Source organism: Olsenella uli (genome assembly GCF_901212675.1).
GTDB lineage: Bacteria > Actinomycetota > Coriobacteriia > Coriobacteriales > Atopobiaceae > Parolsenella > Parolsenella uli_B.
Window position 1 is genome coordinate 54,343 of record NZ_CAAKOQ010000058.1, and the last position, 21,228, is coordinate 75,570.

Annotated in this window: 14 protein-coding genes and 2 pseudogenes; 8 read left to right on the plus strand and 8 right to left on the minus strand. The window is 67.5% G+C overall.

The window, feature by feature from the left end:
- Nucleotides 1-537 precede the first annotated feature (537 nt).
- Nucleotides 538-912: a heavy-metal-associated domain-containing protein gene (locus EFAMC1_RS09720; RefSeq protein ID WP_154054070.1), complete on the plus strand. Its 375-nt coding sequence runs from the start codon at nucleotides 538-540 to the stop codon at nucleotides 910-912.
- Between the two features lie 555 nt (nucleotides 913-1,467).
- Here the strand turns inward: EFAMC1_RS09720 and EFAMC1_RS09725 are convergent.
- A complete protein-coding gene (locus EFAMC1_RS09725; RefSeq protein WP_410054791.1) occupies nucleotides 1,468-4,299 on the minus strand; it encodes a phosphoenolpyruvate carboxylase in 2,832 nt (943 codons plus the stop codon).
- Nucleotides 4,300-4,743: 444 nt separating this feature from the next.
- Here EFAMC1_RS09725 and EFAMC1_RS09730 point away from each other — a divergent pair, with 444 nt between their 5' ends.
- Together EFAMC1_RS09730 and EFAMC1_RS09735 are read left to right on the plus strand one after the other, a co-directional pair.
- On the plus strand, nucleotides 4,744-5,421 hold the full coding sequence (locus EFAMC1_RS09730) for an HAD family hydrolase (protein WP_154054071.1): 678 nt from the start codon (nucleotides 4,744-4,746) through the stop codon (nucleotides 5,419-5,421).
- 279 nt (nucleotides 5,422-5,700) lie between these two features.
- Complete coding sequence (locus EFAMC1_RS09735) at nucleotides 5,701-6,498, plus strand: gluconate 5-dehydrogenase (RefSeq protein WP_187324652.1); 798 nt, start codon at nucleotides 5,701-5,703, stop codon at nucleotides 6,496-6,498.
- A gap of 142 nt (nucleotides 6,499-6,640) precedes the next feature.
- On the opposite strand, the gene EFAMC1_RS09740 is transcribed toward EFAMC1_RS09735, so the two are convergent.
- The 6 genes and pseudogenes from EFAMC1_RS09740 to EFAMC1_RS09770 form a co-directional block, all read right to left on the minus strand.
- Entirely contained in the window at nucleotides 6,641-7,429 is a 789-nt protein-coding gene (locus EFAMC1_RS09740; RefSeq protein WP_154054073.1) for a carbohydrate-binding protein, read from the minus strand.
- A 124-nt stretch (nucleotides 7,430-7,553) separates the two neighbouring features.
- A complete protein-coding gene (locus EFAMC1_RS09745) occupies nucleotides 7,554-9,611 on the minus strand; it encodes a heparinase II/III family protein (RefSeq protein ID WP_154054074.1) in 2,058 nt (685 codons plus the stop codon).
- A gap of 111 nt (nucleotides 9,612-9,722) precedes the next feature.
- Nucleotides 9,723-10,586 carry a PTS system mannose/fructose/sorbose family transporter subunit IID gene (locus tag EFAMC1_RS09750; RefSeq protein WP_154054075.1) on the minus strand — a complete coding sequence of 288 codons (864 nt, stop codon included), beginning with the start codon at nucleotides 10,584-10,586 and terminating at the stop codon, nucleotides 9,723-9,725.
- A complete protein-coding gene (locus EFAMC1_RS09755; protein ID WP_154054076.1) occupies nucleotides 10,573-11,361 on the minus strand; it encodes a PTS mannose/fructose/sorbose/N-acetylgalactosamine transporter subunit IIC in 789 nt (262 codons plus the stop codon). The genes EFAMC1_RS09750 and EFAMC1_RS09755 overlap by 14 nt, the downstream gene beginning before the upstream one ends.
- Before the next feature lie 71 nt (nucleotides 11,362-11,432).
- Nucleotides 11,433-11,926: pseudogene (locus EFAMC1_RS09760) on the minus strand (PTS sugar transporter subunit IIB).
- A gap of 77 nt (nucleotides 11,927-12,003) precedes the next feature.
- Nucleotides 12,004-13,326 (minus strand): glycoside hydrolase family 88 protein, encoded by a 1,323-nt coding sequence (locus EFAMC1_RS09770; protein ID WP_261981864.1) that lies wholly within the window; start codon nucleotides 13,324-13,326, stop codon nucleotides 12,004-12,006.
- A gap of 286 nt (nucleotides 13,327-13,612) precedes the next feature.
- Between EFAMC1_RS09770 and EFAMC1_RS09775 the strand changes: the two genes are divergently transcribed.
- The 5 genes and pseudogenes from EFAMC1_RS09775 (at nucleotide 13,613) to EFAMC1_RS09795 (ending at nucleotide 20,088) form a co-directional block, all read left to right on the plus strand.
- Nucleotides 13,613-14,392, plus strand: coding sequence for a DeoR/GlpR family DNA-binding transcription regulator (locus EFAMC1_RS09775; protein ID WP_154054077.1), 780 nt, complete (start codon nucleotides 13,613-13,615; stop codon nucleotides 14,390-14,392).
- Nucleotides 14,393-14,693: 301 nt separating this feature from the next.
- Nucleotides 14,694-15,335 (plus strand): RpiB/LacA/LacB family sugar-phosphate isomerase, encoded by a 642-nt coding sequence (locus EFAMC1_RS09780; protein WP_154054078.1) that lies wholly within the window; start codon nucleotides 14,694-14,696, stop codon nucleotides 15,333-15,335.
- Between the two features lie 584 nt (nucleotides 15,336-15,919).
- A pseudogene (locus tag EFAMC1_RS09785) lies at nucleotides 15,920-16,708 on the plus strand (Mrp/NBP35 family ATP-binding protein); the annotation flags it as partial.
- 208 nt (nucleotides 16,709-16,916) lie between these two features.
- Nucleotides 16,917-18,242 carry an aminoacetone oxidase family FAD-binding enzyme gene (locus EFAMC1_RS09790; protein WP_154054080.1) on the plus strand — a complete coding sequence of 442 codons (1,326 nt, stop codon included), beginning with the start codon at nucleotides 16,917-16,919 and terminating at the stop codon, nucleotides 18,240-18,242.
- 100 nt (nucleotides 18,243-18,342) lie between these two features.
- Complete coding sequence (locus EFAMC1_RS09795) at nucleotides 18,343-20,088, plus strand: NAD(P)/FAD-dependent oxidoreductase (RefSeq protein WP_154054081.1); 1,746 nt, start codon at nucleotides 18,343-18,345, stop codon at nucleotides 20,086-20,088.
- Here the strand turns inward: EFAMC1_RS09795 and EFAMC1_RS09800 are convergent.
- Entirely contained in the window at nucleotides 20,085-21,191 is a 1,107-nt protein-coding gene (locus EFAMC1_RS09800) for a DUF2974 domain-containing protein (RefSeq protein WP_187324651.1), read from the minus strand. The two genes, EFAMC1_RS09795 and EFAMC1_RS09800, sit on opposite strands and share 4 nt — an antisense overlap.
- Between the last annotated feature and the right edge of the window lie 37 nt (nucleotides 21,192-21,228).

Consider the following 21,228-nt stretch of genomic DNA (forward strand, 5'->3'; position numbering starts at 1 on the left):
GGCAATCTCGAGGGCATCCGAGTAGGTTACTTGATGTTTGCGACGCGAGCGCCCCAATTGGGGCTCATAATTCGTTCACAACTCAAAAGTGCGAAAACGGATTCGGCGGCTTCTCACGTAGATCGCGTGCTGGCGGCAGACGGCCCAGGAACTCACCTCCCTTGATGGGCCTTGACAGACCCTCGCAACCGCACCCGAGACCCGTGCACATCCGTGCCGGCAAACCACGCAGCAGGTACAAGGGGTATCCCAACACCCGCCCGATTCGAGAAAAGCTGCAAGAGGCCCCTGGCACCTGAACGATTCAGTCGCAATCACGAGAGTCGCCCGGCACCTGACCCGTGTGGAAAAACCGCGGGAAACCACCAAGCGCCCGACAGAGAAAGTCGAAGTCCCGGTGCCATTTCACCCCCCCCCTCCCTCGGGGGGATAGGGGAAGTCGGTTCTGACCGCTGCCGCAAGGGGTAGAATCACCACATAAGTTAGCCAGTACGAACTGAGGAGCCTGGGGGGCACCCAAAGAAAGAGGTTGGCATCATGATTGCGAACATCGTCATCGTCGCCATCGTCGTCGTCGCGGCGGCTCTGGCCGTGCGTCGTTACATCATCCGCGGTGGCCACGGCGACTGCTGTGGCGACATCGACGGCGTCGTGCAGGTCAAGGGCCCGAAGGACCGCGACGAGTCCCACTACGACCACGCCTATGACGTCGAGGTCACGGGCATGAGCTGCGACAACTGTGCGAGCAAGGTCACCAACGCCTTCAACGCCGAGGACGGCCTCTTCGCCAAGGTGAGCCTGAAGGACGGCGTCGCCCACGTCCTCGCCAAGCAGGCCGAGTCCGACGACGACCTCAAACGCGTCGTGCGCAACGCCGGCTATGGCGCGGGCAAGGTCATCACGATCAAGTAGCGGAATCGCGCGACGTCCGGTCGCGTCTTGGGCGCTCAAGCGTAGCCGCTACTCAAAGAGACGCCGCTCAGGGCCGTCAGCACATGCTGGCGGCCCTTTTTCTCGTCCGACGGCCGCCAGCGGCACCCCTTGCAGCGGGAACCCGGCCGCCAGCCCATCCTCTCCCCCGGTCGCCAGCCCGATTGCCGGCCCGGCCGTCAACCCAGTCCTGCCTACAAAAGACGCTTCTGAAAAAGGAATCTCGTGCATAACCATTTTCAGAAGCGTCTTCTGCAGGGAGCCAGGGCAATAGCTTTTTCAGAAACGTCTTTTGGAGGGGGAGTCGGGGCGAAACCCTTTTCAGAAACGTCTTTTGGATAAGGCTGGGCCGGCCCCTCGTAACCAGCGTTTGCCAGAGGGCGCATCGCGCTTTTGGGCGGGCACCAGGAAGCCGGGCACACGAGAAAGAAGCGCGTGGCACCGCCAACCCACCAGCAACGCAAAAGGGGCGAGCGGCCAAAGCCACTCGCCCCAAGCGTCAGCGCACGCGCGCCACACGTACGGGCAGGTCCGCCATCAGCCCGTGTTCTGCAGGCCAGCGGAGACTCCGGCGACGGTGGAGAGGATGAGCTTTATGTACAGCTCGCGCTCCTCCTGCGACATCTCCTCCTGCTTCTCGCGCAGCGCCGTGAGCGCGCGCACCTGCGAGATCGAGAGCGCGTCCACGTACGGGTTGCGCACGCGAATCGCCTGCCCCAGCACGTGGCGGTGCTGCAGCGGCCACTCGTCGCCCACGATGGCCAGCGTCCACTTGCGGGTGAGCGCCATCTCGTCGAGGACCTTCTTGGAGAGGTCATCGCGGTCGCCCAGCGCCAGGTAGCGCTGCGCGATGCGGCCGTCGGTCTTGGCGATGCTCATCTCGATGTTGTCGATGAACGTCGAGAACAGCGGCCACTCCTTGTAGGCGCTCCGCAGCAGCTCGAGGTCGCCCAGCCTCTCGCAGGCGGTGCCCAGGCCGTACCACGCGGCCAGGTTGATGCGTGCCTGGCTCCAGCTGAACACCCACGGGATGGTGCGCAGGTCGTCAAGCGACTTGGCACCCAGGCCGCGCTTGGCCGGGCGGCTGCCGATGGGCAGCAGGCCAACCTCGGTGAGCGGCGTGACCGTGGAGAACCAGGGGGCGAAGTCCTCGGAGTGGATGAGGTCGAGGAAGCGCTCGTGGCTCGCGTCGTAGAGCTTGGAGGCCATGCCTGCGTACTTGTGCGTCATCTCGGTGTTGGTCTTCTCCACCGAGGGAGCGCTCTGCAGCAGCGTGGCACCGGCGACCGACTCCACGTGGCGCTGGGCCAGCACCGGGTTGCCGTAGCGGGCGAAGATGATCTCGCCTTGCTCGGTGACCTTGAAGAAGCAGTTGACCGAGCCCTTGGGCTGGGCCAGAACCGCGCGGTTGGCCGGGCCGCCACCACGGCCCACGGCACCGCCGCGGCCGTGCATGAGCACGAGGTCGATATCGTTCTTCTCGGCCCACTGGGCGATGCGCTCCTGGGCGGCGTGCAGCGCGAGCGTGGCCGTGGTGGGGCCGGCGTCCTTGGAGGAGTCGGAGTAGCCGAGCATGACCTCCATCTTGCGGCCCGTCTCGGCGAGACGACGCTGGACGTCGGGGAGCTCGAGCATGTCGTTGAGTACGTCGACGCAGTTCTCGAGGTCCTCGAGCTGCTCGAACAGCGGGATGACGTCGATGGTGGGCACGTCCTCGGGGTGCGCGAAGGCAAGGCGGGAGAGCTCGTAGACGTCGGCCACGTTCTGGGCGCTCTTGGTGAACGAGATGATGTAGCGGCGCGCCATCTTGATGCCGTAGCGCTTCTGAATGGAGCCGAGCGCGCGGAAGGTGTCGAGCACCTCGCGCGTCATCGGCTGCAGGGCACCGCGCTCGCCGTTGCGGCCGTGCTCGTGGATGTCGGCCAGCGCACGGCTGTGCACGAGCGAGTGCTGACGGAACTCCATCTCCACCATGTGGAAGCCGAACGACTCCGTCTGCCAGATGAGCGTCTGGACGGGGCCGTAGGCGGCACGCGGGGCGCCGCCCTCGGCAAGCGAGCGCTGGACGACGCGCAGGTCGGCGAGGAAGTCGTCGGAGGAGCGGTACCTCGTGTCGGCATTGCGCAGGACGGTGGCGCGCAGGCGGTCGGCCATGACGAGCATCACGGCGCGGTGCGGCTCGGACTCGCTGATGAGCTCGGCGCGGCCCGTGAGCTTCTCGCTCATCTCGACCTGGTGGTTCCACAGGTTGACGAGCTCGGCGGACGGCCGGGTGTGGTCGTTGTCAAGCGTGAGGTTGCGGCCCACGCGATAGCACTTGTCGGCGAGCGTCTCCACCATGTGGGTGAAGAACTTCTCGGCAACGGCGCGGCTCACCTTGGCCGTGACGTTGGGGTTGCCGTCGCGGTCGGAGCCGATCCAGGAGCCGGGGCGGAAGAAGGCCGGGCAGGCGGGCGGCACGCGACCGGCGTCCTCGCCCAGCACCCAGTCGTCGAAGCGGCGGTAGACCTGGGGAACCATGTCGAACAGCGTGTTGTCGAAGATGTCGACGATGGTGTCGGCCTCCTCGACGGGCGTGGGCTTCTTGAGCGCAATGGGGCTCGTGCGCAGCAGGGCATCGATCTCCTGCAGCATGTGGCGCTCGTTCTCCGCGAGGTCGGAGCCGCCCAGGCGCGGGCGCTCCTCGAGCAGGCGGGAGATGCGGCGGATCTTGCCCTCGACGGCCTTCCTGCGGGCCTCGGTGGGGTGCGCGGTGAAGACGGGGTGGAACTCGAGGCGCTCGAGCAGCTCGGCGGCGCGGTCGGGGCCGGCCTCGTCAATGAGCCGCTGGTAGGCGACGGCAAGCGCGTTGGACTCGTCCACGTCGGAGTCGAGGGAGACCTCGCGCTCGCGGTTGTGGAGAGTCTCGACGCGGAAGTTCTCCTCGGAGAGGTTGGCGAGGTGGAAGTAAGCGGTGAGGGCACGCGTCACCATCGTCTGCCGCTCCACGTCGAGCCCGTGGATGAGCTCGTAGGCACGGCGGAAGCTCTCGTCCTCCTCGCTGGCGCCAGTGGCGCTCACCACGCCGCGCTCGTCGGCGGCGATGAGGTCTGCGAGCAGCTCGTCGAAGGTGGTGCGCAGCTCGGGGCCGTACTCGGAGAGGACCTCGCGCAGCAGGCGCAGGAACAGCTCCATGTTGTCGCGGAGGCTCTCGGGCAGCTTCACGCCGGCGAAAGTCTTGGCCGCCTCCGCCTGGGCGGCGGCGCGGCTCCTCGACTCCTCGCGGGCCGCGCGGATCACGCCGCGGACGGCGGCGCGGATGTTGTCGCGGTCGGCCTTGCGTTGGTCGTGTAGGGCCTTGAGATCTGGTAGGTCAGGCTTTCCTGCCAAGGATGCCTCCTTACGCTCGTCTGCATACGGCTCCCCACTATAGCAGCCGCCCCGAAGCCGCCCGCTCCCGTAACCAGCGCGTCACATTTCCTTCCGGATGATTTGTCACATTTTGATGGCGGGTGGGAGCTCTCGAGCACGCGGGATACAGCGTCCTGCATATCTGCGTTGTCCGGCGCACGGGACACACGCAGCCACAAGTTCAGCCGGAAGCCACGAGGTCTAAGGTCTATGGAATCGGTCTTGTGCGCGCGGGCACGTGCGCCCGCAAGAGCACGAACTGGCACGCCAACCGTGAGCAAGCCCAACCCCCGCGATCCCAGCCACCCGTGCGCCTCCCCCACATCCGCGCGCTACGATGTCCGGCGAGAACGAGAGCACGAACGCCCGCACACGAACGCCCGCACACGAACGCCCGCACCACACCACGCGAAGGGACCGCGCATGAGAGGCTTCTCCACCATCGTCTTCGACCTCGACGGAACGCTGCTCGACACCATCGAGGACCTGCACCTCACGCTCAACCACGCGCTGGAGTCCGAGGGCCTGCCCACCCGCACGTTCGAGGAGGCCCGCGCCTTCGTGGGCAACGGCATCCGCCGCCTCTGCGAGCGCGGCGTGCCCGAGGAATCCTCCCCCGCCGTGGTCGACGCCGTCTTTGCCGAGTTCAACCGCTGGTACGCCGCGCACTGCAACGACCACACGCACGCCTACACCGGCATGGTAGAGCTCGTGGGCGCCCTGCGCGGAGAGGGACGCCGCGTGGCCGTGGTGTCCAACAAGAGCGACTACGCCGTGCAGGACCTCATGGACATCTACTTTCCCGGCGCGTTCGACGCCGTGTTGGGCGTGCGCGAGGGCATCGCGAGAAAGCCCGCGCGCGACATGGTGGACGCGGCCCTGGCCGAGATGGGCGCCGAGGCCCAGGCCGACGCGCGGGCCGGGCACGCCGTCTACGTGGGCGACTCGGAGGTCGACGTCCAGACCGCGGCCAACGCCGAGATGCCCTGCATCAGCGTGAGCTGGGGCTTCAGGAGCGCGGAGCAGCTCGAAGAGGCCGGTGCCACCCACATCGTGGCAACCTCGGCCGAGCTTGCCCAGGCGATCCGCGAGGGCCGGTAGGGCGAGGAGGGGATGCCCGCCGGGCCGGGCCGCCCGGCTGGCGCAGACGCCCGCCTGCCACCACGCTCTCCCTCCCAGCCATCCCATCTCCTCCGCCAGATGTGACGTTTCAGATTGCCGACGGTTCTTCTTGACAAACCGGTTTACTCGTAGGATACTGGCTTTGTAAATTGGTTTACATTGCCTGCAGGCCATCCGGGCCGACCCCACGGCCGCGCAGCCCAAACCGACAAGGAGGTTCGCATGGCAGAGAAGTATGCAGATCCGAGCGTCTTCAGCATGGACAGCTTCCGCCTCGACGGCAAGGTCGCGCTCGTGACGGGTGCCAGCTACGGCATCGGCTTCGCCCTCGCGACGGCGTTCGCCAAGGCCGGCGCCAAGATCGCCTTCAACGATCGCAAACAGGAGAAGGTCGACCAGGGCCTCGCCGACTACGCCAAGGAGGGCATCGAGGCCAAGGGCTACATCGCCGACGTCACCAAGGAGGACGAGGTCGCCCACCTCATCGAGGGGATCAAGCGCGACTTTGGCACCACGCCGGACATCCTGGTCAACAACGCCGGCATCATCAAGCGCATCCCGATGCTCGAGATGAGCGCCGCCGACTACCGTCAGGTCGTCGACATCGACCTCACCGGCCCGTTCATCGTCTCCAAGGCAGTGCTGCCCGGCATGATCGAGAAGGGCCACGGCAAGATCATCAACATTTGCTCGATGATGAGCGAGCTTGGCCGCGAGACCATCGCCGGCTACGCCGCCGCCAAGGGTGGCCTCAAGATGCTGACCCGCAACATCTGCTCCGAGTTTGGCGAGCACAACATCCAGTGCAACGGCATCGGCCCGGGCTACATCGCCACGCCGCAGACCGCCCCGCTGCGCGAGAAGCAGCCGGACGGCTCCATGCACCCGTTCGACGCCTTCATCCGCGCCAAGACGCCGGCCGCGCGCTGGGGCACGCCGATCGACCTCATGGGCACCGCGGTGTTCCTGGCCTCCGACGCGAGCAACTTCGTGAATGGCCAGGTCATCTACGTCGACGGCGGCATCCTCGCCTACCTTGGCAGGCAGCCGAGGTAACGCAAGCCCTCCCTCTCGCAACCCTGCCCTTTCCCTGGGGACAGCACGGGTCCAACTCCGTGCTGTCCCCTTTTTGCTGCCGAGAGTCTGAGGCGCCACGTGGAGCGGACCCGCAGCGAGGCGTCCGCAGCAGGCGCAACACCTACAGCAGGCGCCCCATCACCATGAGCTGGGAGAGGGCGGGCCAAGGCGAGGGGTCGTCGGCCTTCCTGAGGTCGGAGAGGCGCAGCCACTCGATGTCGCGTCCTCCGATGTCGAAGGCCTGCGGCGCACCCGTGCGCTCGAGCGGGACCTCGGCGTCGAAGCCATCCGAACAGGTCACGCGAGCCCGCTCCCACCAGGCGTCGTGCGGGAAGTCCGCCCGCAGGAACAGCACGAGCTCGCACGCATGGACCGCCCGCCCAAAGTCGACCTGGAGCCACGCGTCGTCGCGCCCATTGACGCCCCAGCTCTCGTAGGGCCACCTGCCGTGGTGGCATGACTGGAACACGCCGTCGATGGCGTTGCGCGCAAGGAAGCGCACGTTGGTGGCGCCGCTGTTTGTGCTCGCGTGCGGAAAGACGCCCCGCACGCCCTCCAGGTCGTGCGAGTTCAGCGCGAGGTTCCTCCAGTTGCCACGTTCCCGCGCGTCGAGCAGACGCACATAGCCCCAATGCGTCTCGCCTTCGAAGGCCGGCTGCCCGTAGGGCTCGCGCGCGACCCCAAACGGCACGGGAAAGTCCATGCGCCCGTCGGCCAGCCAGACGACGCTCGACGTGAGATACGGGTCGAGGCACACCTCGACCTCGGCGGGGGCCTCGTCGGACTCGACCACGATGTGGTCGCCCTCGTCGAAGGCCGTGTAGCGGAGGTCGAACATGGCCAGCCCGTCTCCGGAGCCAGATGCCCTGACCTCGCCGTCGTCGGAAATCACGCGAATGTGCAAACCCATGGGAGCCTCGTTTCAACAGACGGCCAACATCGAGCGGCAAGATGGCGGGAGGAAATGGACACGAGAGGCGGTCTGTGGCGAGCGGCGCGAGCGATACCAAGCCCGTCAGCCCCGCCGCGCCCGCTCACGCCCTGAGCACGCTCAGCCTGCGTGCGCCATCAGCCCCGGTGCGCACCACGACGACCTTCGCATGGAACGAGATGCCCTCGAGCGAAAAGGCCTTGACGCCCGCATGCACCTCCTCGTGGAAGATCGCCACGGTGTAGGCCTCCCCCGTCGGCATCGTGAGGCGCCACGCATGGGCAAGCCCCGCCTCCACCGGCTCGGTCAGGTTGCGCAGGACCGGCACCGGCTCAAGCGTGACGTCGCTCGGCCGCAGGCACGCAACCGCCGTGCCGCGCCCCTCGAAGCGCGTCCTCTCCTCGACGACGTCCTGCCCGAGCAGTACGTTGTAGTCAGGCGAGCACGTGTCGCGCACGCGGCGCGACTCCCCGGAGAGGGAGAGCACGAGCCACTCCCCGTCCACGTCGACGACCCAGCCACCCGCCATGCCGTCGCCACCCGCCGCCTGCCAGCCATCGGTGCCACAGATCGAGGAACCGTCGCCACCCATCCGCCCGGCCACAAGCGACGGATCGAGGTGGAAGCGCTCCCCCAGCTCGTGCGCGCCGTCCGCCCAGGCCTCGTCGCAGACAAGCCAAATCCCCCGTTCGATGAACACCACCCGGCGCATGAGCACCTGCAAGGGGCTGTGGCCCACGACCGCACCCTCCCAGTAGTGAACGTCCCCGTCGTGGCGCACGTAGGTCTTGAGCGGGAAGCAGAAACCGTCATATCCCCAGCTGCCTTTGGGCTCGCTCACGGAAGCGCCATCGAGCATGGGGGCGTTATGGGCCGCGACGCCCTTGAGGCGCGGCCGGTCGGTCGAGTCCTCGCGATAGGTGAAGCGACCCGAGTCGGCAAGGACGAGCTTCCCGTGCCACACGGCGCTGAGCTGCAGGTTATCGGCATGGCCGTGGCCACTCCCCAGGGGCCCGTTGAGAAAGACCGCCTGGTTGGCATCCCCGTCCCACGAGCTCCTGGCCACGAAGATCCCGCCGTCCTCGCCATCGAACGCCCGCGGCAGCTCGCCGGTGCCAGAAACGGCGAGCGCATGGTACGCATCCTCCGCCTCGCAGCCATATTCCGCGAGGTCGGCAGCATCGAGCTCGACCGAGCGAGCCCCGGCCTTGAGCGAGGCGTCCCCCAGCACGGCAGCCGAGAGCGCAAGCACGCCGGTGATGCGGCATCGATCGGAGTCTCCCTCGGCGTCGATCGTCCCATCGGGCAGGCGCTGGGCAAGTAGGGCTCGCGCAAGCCTTCGGGCCGTGTCGTCGAGCACGCCCGGCACGGCCACGCCCCGTGACCGCAGCGCGTTGATGCCGCGAAGCGAGTAGAGCAGCACCTCGATGTGGTACATCGTCGAGAGCTCCCAGTCCACCCCGTCGGGATAGACCTGGGCCGCCATCTGGGACGCTATGCGCCCCATCGCCCAGCCCCAGCCGGGATGCGCCGCGGGGTCGTCGCACAGGAGGCAGAGCGCCGAGACGACCGAGAGCGTCTGGATGCTGCCCCAGTTGCTCGTCTCGTACTTGTTTATGTATTGGCCGGGCAGGTAGGCAACCTGTGCCTCGATGCTGGCGACCACCAGCGCCAGGTCATCATCTGAGATGACGTCGAGCCACACGAGGGCGGGAAGCGCCTGCGCCATCGCAAACAGTCGGATGCCCGTGTCAAGCGCGCGCGTGCTGAGCTCAGGCATCACCGGGTCGTGGGCGCGAGCCCAGCCCGTCATGAGCCACACGGCCTTCTCGGCATAACGCCGCTCGCCCGTCGCGAGGGCGGCGCACGTGAGGTCGGCGAGGTAGTCCATGCGGTTCAGCATGAAGCACCACTCGGGGTCGTCGTTCATGACGACGTTCCAGTCGTAGGTGCCCGTGGCAGCGTCCACCTGCACCACGAACGGCGTGGCGCAGCGCTCCATGTCCCACGGCTTCGAGAACGCATAGGTATCCGCCAGCACGGCGTCCGAACGCGACACGACGCCGGCCACCCCGCGCCTGCGCAGGCGCCCGGCAAGGTCTTCCATCCGCATGCGCTCCGCAGCGCGCCCAAGGTTTCTCCTGGCCTCTTCCACCTGCATGGATGCCTCCCATCCTCTCCCTGCTCAATCGTCGTCCAACCGCATCTCGACCTTATCCGCCTTTGCGGACAAAACCCCGCCGGCCCGCGAGAGGCCGACGGGGAAGCTCGCCTACACCAGGATGCCTGCGGCAGAGAGCGCCACACCCGCAACAATAGTGAGGATGACGAGCTGATAGGTGTTCCAGCCGCGCTTCTTGATGAGGTAGTACATGAGCATGAGGTAGAGCATCGGCAGGAGCGCCGGGGCAATGCCGTCGAGCATGCCCTGGATGTTCACCGTGGACTGCTTCACGCCCTCCTCGGCGGCTCCGGCGGCAAACTCGATGCCCACCTTCATCTTCACGAACGTGGCCGCAAGGCCCGCGATGACGGTGACACCCACCATGCTGGCCGTCTCGGAGATGAGCGCCATGGACTTGCTGAGTCGGTCGATGACCGCGGTGCCCAGCTTGTGGCCCAGGTTGCACATGACGGTCTTTATGGCCAGCAACGTGGCGTTGATGGCGAGCCAGAAGCCCACCGGCGCGAACGCCATGCCCGCCGTGGCAAGCGACGAGAACACCGTCGAGTAGAGCGGCGCGATGCAGAACTGGGAGAGCGAGTCACCGATGCCGGCAAGCGGGCCCATGAGCGCCATCTTGAGGCCACGTATCTCGCTGTAGGGCACACCCTGGTCGGCCATGGCGAGGTGCAGCGACGTCACGAACGGGATGAGGTTGGGGTTGGTGTTGTAGAACTCGCAGTTCTGCTCGAGGTCCTTGCAGAGTGTCTCGCGGTCGTCCCCATGAATCTTCCTAAGCGCGGGATAGATGAGGTAGGAGTAGCCGTTGCCCTGGTAGTTGCTGTAGTTGAAGCTGTTCTGGAGCAGCCAGGCACGGAGCATCGCCTTGGCGTAGTCGCCCTTGACGAGCTTGGGCTCGCCGGCCTGCGTGGTGGTGGCGTCCGTGGTGACGCTGTCGTTAGATCCAGTCATCGTGGCTGACCTCCTCCGTGGCGGCTGCGGGCTTGAGCTCCTCGGCCTTCTTGACGTCAAAGTAGTGCTTGAGGGCGAACACGAGGCCCACGAGCGCGATGCCCACGGTCGGCACCTTGAGGTAGCCGGCGCAGATGTAGCCGAGCAGCGCGAACGGGATAACCTCCTTGGTGAGCATCACGCTCATGATCATCGCGAAGCCAATGGCAGGCAGCATGCCTCCGGCGACCGAGAGGCCCTTGGTGAGCCAGGTCGGGATGGCGCCCACGAAGTCCTGGAGCAGGGGCATGGCGGTTGCTGCGAGAAGGCCGAGCACGAAGCCACACACGGCAAACAGGATGATGGTGAGGTTGCAGACGAGGCGATACTTGCCGAGGTTGCCCTTCTGGAGCGCACGCTTCGCGGCCTCCTGGTTGCCCGCGCACACTGTGTAGATGGCCGTCTGCAGGAACTGGATGGCCACGGCGAACGGGATGGAGAGGGCAAGGGCGCTCTCGGGCGTCACGCCCTCGGTGGTGACGGCCAGAAGCGTACCCACGATGCCCGGGCCGATGGGGTTGGGCGGCACCGTGCCGCCGGCACCCACACCAAAGCCCATGAACGCGAGCTCGCCCACGGCTCCCACGGCAAGCGCCGTGGGGATGTCACCCAGGATGACGCCCACGCCAAACGCAAGCACGAGACACCTGTTGGTGTAGATGCCCAGGAGCATGCCCGACCAGCACACCGCCGTCCAGACTCCGATGAGGACAGCTTGGAAGACAGGGATGTCCACGTTTCCTTCCTTTCCCCTTGGCCGGCACGCATGCCGGCCGAACGTATTCCGGCCCAGGGCCGGCTAGCTACCTAACGGCACGCAGCGACGACGTCAGCCTCGGCGGCACCGTCCGCGCCGGAGGGGGTCGTCTGCGTGTCGAACGTGACCCCGTACTTGTCGGCCATCTCGAGAATCGCGGCCTTGTCCTCGGGTCCCAGGAAGATCGAGCGCGTGACCTTCTCCTTGCCCTCGGCGTTGTGGATGTTGCCGACGTTGATCTTCTTGATGGGCACCCCTCCGGCCACGAGGCGCAGGGCGTCTGCCGGGGTCTTGGTGATGATGAAGATCGTCTGCGCCGGCGCCGCCTTGTGGATGACGTCGATGACCTTCTGGATCGTGAAGAAGCGCATGTGGATGTTGCCGGGGATGACGGTCTTCATGAGCGCCTGGCCATGGGGTCGGCCGCCGACGCGTCGTCCGCCACGATGACGGTGTTCACCCCCAGGGCCTTGATCCAGAGCTGGCCCTGGCCATGGACGAGCCTCTCGTCGATGCGAGTCATCACGATGTTCGGTTCTGCCATGTCTTGCCTTCCTTTCTCGCCCGTCTGAGGCAGGCGCGATTCTGTCGCAGGCCCCGTGCGGCCCGCATGCGACGCAGTTACCAATAGGGATCCCAAGTGCCGGCGGCGCGGGTGAGCGCCTCCAGGAAGAAGTAGTCGCCCCAGACGTTGCCCTCGTCCACGCCCTTGCCCGAATGCCAGCTGTAGACGCCGTGGTAGAGGATGGGCTCGCCGGGCTCGTGGTAGCGGGCGGTGTAGTTCTCGATGAGCGAGCGCAGGATCGCCGCCTCGGCACCCCGGCAGACGTCCGCCTCGGCCGCGGGACAGCACGCGAGGCGCGCCATCTCGTCCAGGCCACACGCCGCGATGGCCGCGGCGCTCGAGTCGCGCGACTGGTCGCTTCCCTCGCCGAAGACGAGGTCCCAGTAGCAGACGTCGTCTTTGGGCAGGCGGTTCAGGAAGTAGTTGCGCATCGAGACCGCATGGGGGAAGTAGTCCGTGAGGCCCGTGTGGCGGATGTTCAGGGGGATGCCGCAGATGCCCCAGGCCTGACCGCGCGCCCAGGCGGAGTCGTCGCTGTAGCCCTGGCGCGTGGCACCATGGCTAGGCGCGCCCGTCTCCGGGTCCATATAGAAGGTGTGGAAGGCGCTGCCGTCGGGCCGAATGATGTTGGCGCAGGTGGTCTCGAAGTGGCGACGCGCCTTGTCGGCGTAGCCGGCATCGCCGGTCTCGTCCGCGGCCCAGTAGAGCAGCGGCACGTTGAGCAGGCAGTCGATGATGAGGCGGTAGTGCTCGCGGCTGTCCATGGGGCCCCAGGCCTGGAGGAACGCGCCGCGCTCGCGCCAGCGCGTGAGCAGCTGGTCGGCGGCGAGCAGAGCCGCCGTGCGCGCACGTTCACTGCCCGCGAGCCTGTAGGCGGCCACACAGGAGGGCACGTAGAGAAAGCCGAGGTCGTGGTGGTCGAGCTCGAAGCGGCGCTCGACGCGGTCGAGGAAGCTCTCGACGTTCTTCTCGGCCAGGGAGCGATAACGGGCCTCGCCAGTGCGCTCGTAGGCCAGCCAGAGCTGGCCGGTCCAGAAGCCGTTCGTCCACTCACTGTTGTCCATGACGCCATAGCGATTGCCCTTGGTGGCAGGCGTGGGATAGTCCTCGCCAAAGAGCGACATGTTGGCGTCAATCTGGGCGAGGCAGCACGCAAAGCCGCGCTCGAGCTCGGCCGCGGCGAGTGGCTCTGCGGCAGCCCAAGCACCCCTGCCATCCGGACGCGGCGCAAGCGGCTCGATCGCCGGGGCGTTGGCACGGATGGTGTCCACGGACGGCGCGTCCTGTGGTGCGGTGGCACCTGCCTGCGCTGCGGAGGCTGCGGTTGCAGCCGTGAGCCCCAGGCCCTCCTCACGCGATTTCACAACTGACTGGACCACGGGAACGGTCCTCCCCTTCTCCTCGCACTCATCGGTCTCGCCATACACGGCGTCCCAACTGCCGTAATCTCTTATGCGTGTCAGGCTTGAGACTTTGTGACTGCTTGTTATGATATGTTTCTGTCTGTTGGTGTTTGTTTTACTTTGCGGCAAATCGAACGTCAAGAATCACAAGTCTCACACCCATGAGTAAACCGGTGAACGTTGCGTTTCTCGGGGTAAGCGGTAGGTAAGGGCACGGGACGGGACACATGTCCTCGAGTCCCCCGGCCGAAAGGGGTTCTCCGTGTTGAAGGCGGAGCGACAGGACGCAATCATCTCCCTCTGCAACGAGCGGAGGTCCCTCACCGTGCGCGAGGCGGCCAAGGCCCTTGGCGTCTCGGACATGACGGCACGCCGCGACTTTGACGAGCTGGCCGAGCAGGGCAGGATCGCGCGAGTCTACGGTGGGGCGCGCAGCGTCTTCGACTCGAAGGCGGCCGGCCCGCTGGAGGAGGCGACGCACCGCAGCCGACCGGGCGGCAGGCGCAGCGAGAAGGAGCACGTCGCCAGGCTTGCGGCGGGCCTCGTCAAGAAGGGTGATGCCATCTACCTCGGCAGCGGCTCGACCATCGAGACCATGGTGGGCCTCTTGCCCCGCACGCGCCTGCGCATCACCACGGCAAGCCTCTCCGTGTTTGGTCTCGTGGTCGACTCGGAGGCGTACGACAGCGGGCTCTACGAGCTGCACCTCCTGGGTGGCAAGTACGACCGCACCACCATGATGTTCGACAGCCCCCAGACCTACGCCATGATTGCCTCGTACGGATTTGACAGGGCGTTCGAGAGCGCCATCGGCATCATGGACGGCATCGTCTACGGTCACTCGGCCACCGCGGGCTACACGGTGAGGCTTGCGTTCGGAGCGTCCAGGGAGTCCTACCTCATCGCTGACTCTTCAAAGATTGGCAAGCGCGACCGCGACGGCTACTGCAGCCTGCGGGAGGTCGATGCCCTCGTTACCGACGACGGCATCACGGCAGAGCAGAGAGCCGAGGTAGAGCGCTACACAAAGGTCATCTGCTAGGAAGGCTGCGGCCGAGACACCAGCTCACGGATTCAGTTTTCGAGCACGCCTCCGGCATCTTGCCGGTCCGGGAGCTCGTGGATGCCTGAGGGGGCTGCGAAGGCCCCGTCGCCTCTGCCCCTCCCTGATAATTTGTTCGACTTTGTTAATCTTGGCCACCAACACCCATATGTAGGCATATCTTGACTTGCCTTGCGAAAAAAACCGGTTTACTATCTGAGTCGCACGGAAAGAGCCTCGCCCACGCTCACTTCGAGGCGCGCCGCGATGCCCGAACCACTCAGCCAGAAAGGACCGCACGATGAAGATTGCGCTCATCAACGAGAACAGCCAAAACTCCAAGAACGGCATGATCGAGGCCGCGCTCAAGAAGGTCGTCAGCCCGATGGGCCACCAGGTGTTCAACTTCGGCATGTACGCCGCCGAGGGCTCGCACCCGCTGACCTACGTCCAGAGCGGCATCCTGGCCGCCACGCTGCTGAACGGCGGTGCCGCCGACTACGTGGTCACCGGCTGCGGCACCGGCGAGGGCGCCATGCTCGCCTGCAACAGCTTCCCCGGCGTGCTGTGCGGCCACGTCGAGGACGCGCTTGATGCCTTCACCTTTGCCCAGGTCAACGACGGCAACTGCGTCGCCATGCCATTCGCGCTCAAGCAGGGATGGGGCCAGGAGCTCAACCTCGAGTACACCTTCGAGAAGCTCTTCGGCTTCGGCTCCGGCAACGGCTACCCGGCCGAGCGCGTCGAGCCCGAGCAGCGCAACAAAAAGATCCTCGACGACGTGCGCGCCGCGGCCTTCAAGCCGTTCACGCAGGTGCTCGAGGACGTCGACCGCAACCTCGTGAAGGGTGCCTTCGGCACCGAGCGCTTCCAGGAGTACTTCTTCGCCAACGCCACGAACGACGAGGTCGTCGCCAAGGTCAAGGAGATCCTGGGCCTCTAGACCACATTGGGTCCCTCGCGAGTGGCAGGTAAAAGCCGGTCGGCCTTCAAAGGCTGGCCGGCTTTTCTGGTCACTCCAGCCGCTCTGGAAACTGTGCCGCCAATCGTCTCCGCGACGCCTTTGGCTGCGCCGGTGCGGCAAGGATGTCATCGATGCCCCGCATCGGGAGCTTGTATTGGGTGATGCCGGCACCTGGAAACAAAACTATCGAGTTTGCTGCAGTTCAAGCGCGCATGGGAAAGTAGAGCGACCACTTGAGTTAACAAACTGCCTGGTAACGAGCTTGCCGGTTTCCCGTCTACTTTGCATGTCAGCATTCGACTGCAGCAAACTCGATAGTTTTGAAATCCTGGGACGAAAACCGGCCGCCAGATGGGATTCGGCTCGCCCGAGAGCCGGCTTGCCCCACGGGAAAGGCACATATTGGCTCAGGCGTAGCCCATCCCGCCGCGTTTGACGCCCCGTCCCCTCCCAAGAAAACGCGAGGCCTACATCGTTGGGGTATTCTAGGGGTCGACTGCCGACGCAAAGGCGCCGGCACCCAAAGCAGACCGCCAGTCTCTGGATAGATTGGGAGCACATACATGGCAGAGCAGCAAGACGGCATCCCGCAGTTCGAGCTCAACGGGCTGTCGCGCGTGAGGCACCTCATCGGCGTGGTGTCGGGCAAGGGCGGCGTGGGAAAGTCGCTGGTCACGGGCATCCTCGCCACCGAGCTTCGCCGCGCGGGCAAGACCGTGGGCATCCTCGACGCCGACATCACCGGCCCCTCCATCCCCCGCATGTTCGGCATGGCCAAGCAGCACGCCACCGCCATCGACGAGCACCTGGTCCCGTGCGTCTCCAAGCACGGCGTCAAGGTCATGAGCGCCAACCTGGTGCTGCAGGATGAGACGCAGCCGGTGCTGTGGCGCGGGCCCGTACTGGGCAGCGCCATCCGTCAGTTCTGGGGCGAGTGCGCCTGGGGCGACATCGACTACATGCTGGTGGACATGCCCCCCGGAACGGGCGACGTGGCGCTCACCGTGTTCCAGAGCCTGCCCATCGAGGGCGTCGTCATCGTGACCAGCCCGCAGGACCTCGTGAGCATGATCGTGGGCAAGGCCGTGAACATGGCCGCCGAGATGCAGGTACCGGTGCTGGGCCTGGTCGAGAACATGAGCTACGCCGTGTGCCCCAAGTGCGGCGAGCACCTCCACGTCTTTGGCGAGAGCCACCTGGACGAGGTCGCGAAGGGCTATGGCCTGCCCGTGCTGGGCACCCTGCCCATCGACCCCAAGATCGCGCGCGCCTGCGACCGCGGCACCTTCGAGGACGACCTGCCCAAGGGCCTGCTGCCCGACGCCGTGGCGCTGGCGCTTGACCTTCCCGAGCTCGAGGTCGCCGAGCAGGCGCCCAAGGGCCCCGAGCCCACGATGGAGCAGCGCGCCGCCGCGGCTGCCGCCGCCTACAAGGCCAAGAAGGCCGCCGAGGAAGCTGCGGCCAAGGGCAACGACTCGGTCGCGCCGGCCGCGGACCAGCCGGGCGAGGTCGTCGACATGACGCCCAAGGACGGCCCCTACACCACCGAGGGCAACTAGCGTGGCGAGCGGCCGTTCCGGCAAGCGGGGCAAAGGCGGCGCGGGTCGCGGTGGAGCCGGCAAGGGGCAGGCCCGGGCGCGCGAGCGCGAGCGGCTGCTCGCCGACGCGGCGCGACTCGAGCTGCCCCGCCATGCCGACGTCTGCGTCATCGGCGGAGGGGCGGCAGGGCTCGTGGCCGCGATTGCCGCGCGCGAGGCGGGAGCGCGCGTCGTCGTGCTCGAGCGGGACCTCGCGTGCGGGCGCTCCATCCTGGCCACCGGCAACGGCCGCTGCAACTTCTGCAACGTGGCGCTCGAGCCCGAGCGCTATAACCATCCCGACCTCGCCGCCGCCGTCATGGGCGAGCCGGCCGAGGCGCTCGAGGACGTGCTGGGGTTCTTTCGCGACTGTGGCCTTGCCTGGGCGGAGGAGGACGGGAGGCTCTACCCGAGGAGCCGCCAGGCCGTTAGCGTGCGCAACGTGCTGGTCGCCCGCTGCTGGCGAGACGGCGTGACACTGGCACCCGCGCGCGAGGTGCTGGGCGCCGCGCATCGCCACGGCCGCTGGTACGTGCGCTTCTCCGAGCGCTGGGGAGCAGGCGCCGAGGGTCTCACGCCGATCGAGGGTGGCGGTGCCACGCGTGCGCTGAGCTGTGGCTCGTTGGTCCTCGCAAGCGGTGGCGGCACGAACGCGCTCGCGGACTCGCTGGGCCTTCCGCTCGTCGCCGAGTCTCCTGTGCTCTGCGCCGTGGCAGCCAAGGGGCCCGCGCCCCACCTGCTAGAGGCGCTCGACGGCAGGCGTGCCCACTGCGTGGCCACCCTCACGCGCGCGGGCCGCGTCATCCTGCGCGAGGCCGGCGAGGTGTTGTTTCGCCCGTACGGCATCTCGGGCATCGTGAGCTTCGACGTCTCTCGCGTGTGCCGGCCCGGCGACATGGTGGAGCTCGACCTCGCGCCCGAGGTGGACGCCTGGGAGGTCGACCACCTCGTGGCGAGCCGCCCGGGCGACACGGCCGCGCTCGACGGCATCCTCGACCCCGTCATCGCGGCCGAGCTCATCGGCCTTGCCGGCGGCATCGGCATGGGCGGGCTCGCCTGGCGCGTGGCCCCGCTCGTGAAGAGCCTGCCGTTTCGCGTGACGGGCCTGGCCGAGACCGAGCGCGCGCAGGTCACGCGCGGCGGCGTGGACGTGACGGCCGTCGATGCGGCAACGCTATCGCTTGCGGACAGGCCGCGCCTACACGCCTGCGGCGAGGTGCTCGACATGGACGGCGCCTGCGGTGGCTTCAACCTGGCCTGGGCCTGGACGAGCGGTCTGCGGGCGGGCGAGGCGGCGGCGCGGGAATAGCCACTGCCACCGTGGGGACGCGCTACCCTCCCACTCGATAGAATGGGAAGCCGCACACACGACATGCCGCGGCAGCTGGCCGCAGGACAAGGACCGCCACATGATTGAGATCTCAAACCTGAACGTCGCCCTCGCGAAGCTCGACGGGACGCCCGAGACGGAGCGCAACGTGGTTCGGGGTGCGGTCCTGAGGCGTCTGCACGTGGCCCCCGGCGACATTGGCGGGGTGGAGCTTCGCCGCCGCTCCGTGGACGCGCGCAAGAAGAGCGCCGTGCACCTTACCTACACCGTCCGCACCATGCTGCGCGGCGGCGAGGGTGCCGAGCGGGCCCTGCTCGCCAAACTCGCCCGCAGGCGAGACGCGCGCGGCATTCGCTCGATCATCCCCAGCACCCCCATGCTCCCCTCCCGCGTCGCGGGAAGCGTCGAGCGCAGGCCCGTGGTGGTGGGCGCCGGCTGCGCGGGTCTGTTCTGCGCGCTCGCTCTGGCCTCGGCCGGGCTCGAGCCCTTGCTCGTGGAGCGCGGCGACGACGCGGCACGGCGCACCAAGGCCGTGGAACGCTTCAACGAGACGGGCGAGCTCGACCCCGAAAGCAACATCCAGTTTGGCGCGGGCGGCGCGGGCACCTTCTCGGACGGCAAGCTCAACACGGGCACCAAGAGCCCGCTGCACCGCCTCGTGCTCGACACGTTCGTGGCAGCCGGTGCCGAGCCCGAGATCGCCTGGGACGCAAAGCCCCATATCGGCAGCGACGTGCTGCCGCGCGTGGTCGACACGCTCTGCCGCCGCATCACCGAGCTTGGCGGCGAGGTCCGCGTGCGGACGAGGCTCGTGGGCATCGAGCTCGAGGATGGCGGCGCAGTGGACTCCCCTGCCGCACGGCCGCGCCGCGTCAGGGCCGTGCGCCTGGAGCATAGGGAGCCCAGCGGCCTTCTCGTGGAGGAGCACGTCGCGACCGACCAGGTGGTGCTTGCCTGTGGCCACTCCGCCCGCGACGTGTTTTCCCTGCTTGCGCACCTTGGCGTGACGATGGAGCGCAAGACCTTCGCGGTGGGCGTGCGCATCGAGCACCTCCAGGCCGACGTCGATCGCGCCCAGTACGGCCCCTCGGCGGGCCACCCCGCACTGGGCGCCGCCCCCTACAAGCTCGTGAGCCACCTCGAAAACGGCAGGTCGGCGTACTCGTTCTGCATGTGCCCCGGCGGCTTTGTGGTGGCCGCCGCCAGCGAGCCGGGCGGGGTGGTCACGAACGGCATGAGCCTCTCCGACCGCGGCGGCACGAACGCAAACTCAGGCCTCTTGGCCAACGTGACGCCCGCGGACCTTCCCGGCGACAACCCGCTTGCCGGCGTGGAGCTGCAGCGCAGCTGCGAGCGTGCGGCCTTCGAGCTGGGCGGGGGCGCCTACGTGGCACCGGCGCAGCTCGTGGGGGACTTCCTCAAGGGCCAGCCCTCCTCTGGCGCCGGCAGGGTGGCGCCCACCTACCCGCGCGGCGTGCGCTGGGGCTCGGTCGAGGGGTGCCTGCCCCAGACCGTGGCCGAGGCGCTGCGGGCGGCCATCCCCCAGATGGCACACCACCTGCACGGCTTTGACGATGCGGAGGCCGTGCTCACGGGCGTGGAGAGCCGCTCGAGCTCGCCCGTGCGCGTGACGCGCGGGACCGACCTCCAGAGCGTGAGCGTGGGCGGCGTGTGGCCCTGCGGCGAGGGCGCAGGCTACGCAGGCGGCATCATGAGCGCCGCCACCGACGGCCTACGCGTGGCCCAGGCGGTCATCGACAGCGTCCAGGCGTCCCGCTCCCAGTCCCTCGCCTCGCCGGGCGCCGTTGCGGTAGACGAGGCCTAGCCCGGGAGCAGCTCCCTCACGAGCGCGCCCACGGTGTCGAGCATGAAGCGACGGGTCTCGGCGTCCATGTCGCCCAGGCGCTGCGCCATGGCCGGCAGTGCCGTCTGCCAGCCGTCGCGCAGGTCGGCGAAGCTCTTGGCGCCAGGAAGCGACAGCAGGTCGAAGAGCTCGTTGGTGAACCGGTCGCGCTCCTCCGGCGTGCGGCCGGATATCCAGGCGTTGAGCGCCGAGTCCATGTGGCGAGCCCCCGCCGAGAGACCCTCGACCTCCACGAAGTCGCAGCCCTCCACCACCCAGGAGAAGGGGTTGTGCTGGAAGATCCCCACACTGGAGCTCCTCACCACCGAGTAGTCCTCCTGGTTCTCGAGCATCATGCCCACCACCGACGACTGCGGCATCGTCTTGTCGATGCGCCCGGCCACGCGCAGGAACCCCTCGCTCTCGAGGAACTCCTGGTCAAAGCCGGGGCCGTCGTGCGAGAACACGAGCTCGATACGCCCCTGCACGAGCTCTGGCGCCTCCGCCGCGGCGTAGACGGCGAGGTTGCCACCCTTGGAGTGGCCGCCCAGGACGAGCGGGCCGCGGACGTGGCCGGCCACCTCCTCGAGGTAGGCCAGGGCGGCCGCCTGCGAGGGGACGGGGCGCTCGAAGGTCATGTCAAAGTCCTCACGCCAGCCGGCCAGCGTAGCGTCCGTACCACGAAACGCGAGGTAGCTCACGCCGTTGTCGAGCATAAGGGTCACGGCGCCGAACTGCTTGGGGTGCGCCGTGTCTCCACCCTCGCGCTCGGCCACCTGGCCGATGACGCGGATGTCGCGAAAGCGCGGGCTTGCCGCCATTGCCTGGAGCAGGCGCCTGCAGCTGGGCGGATCCCACAAGTCGAAGAGACCGTCAAAGCACTCCGCCCGAAGCGTCTCCTGGAGCCGGACGCCCGGCCGCCCGTCGGCAGCGAGGCGCCAGCCCGCGACCTGGCCACCCAGCACCTCGAGCCTGAAGTTGGCATACCACGACAGCACGAGGCTGTCCGCCGCGCAGAGCGGGCGCACCGCGAAGGTGTCGAGCTGGCCCTCGACGTAGTCGCAGATGTTCTGGGTCGTCGCCATGGTGCCACCAATCCGTTCGGCCCGGGGCGGGACGCCC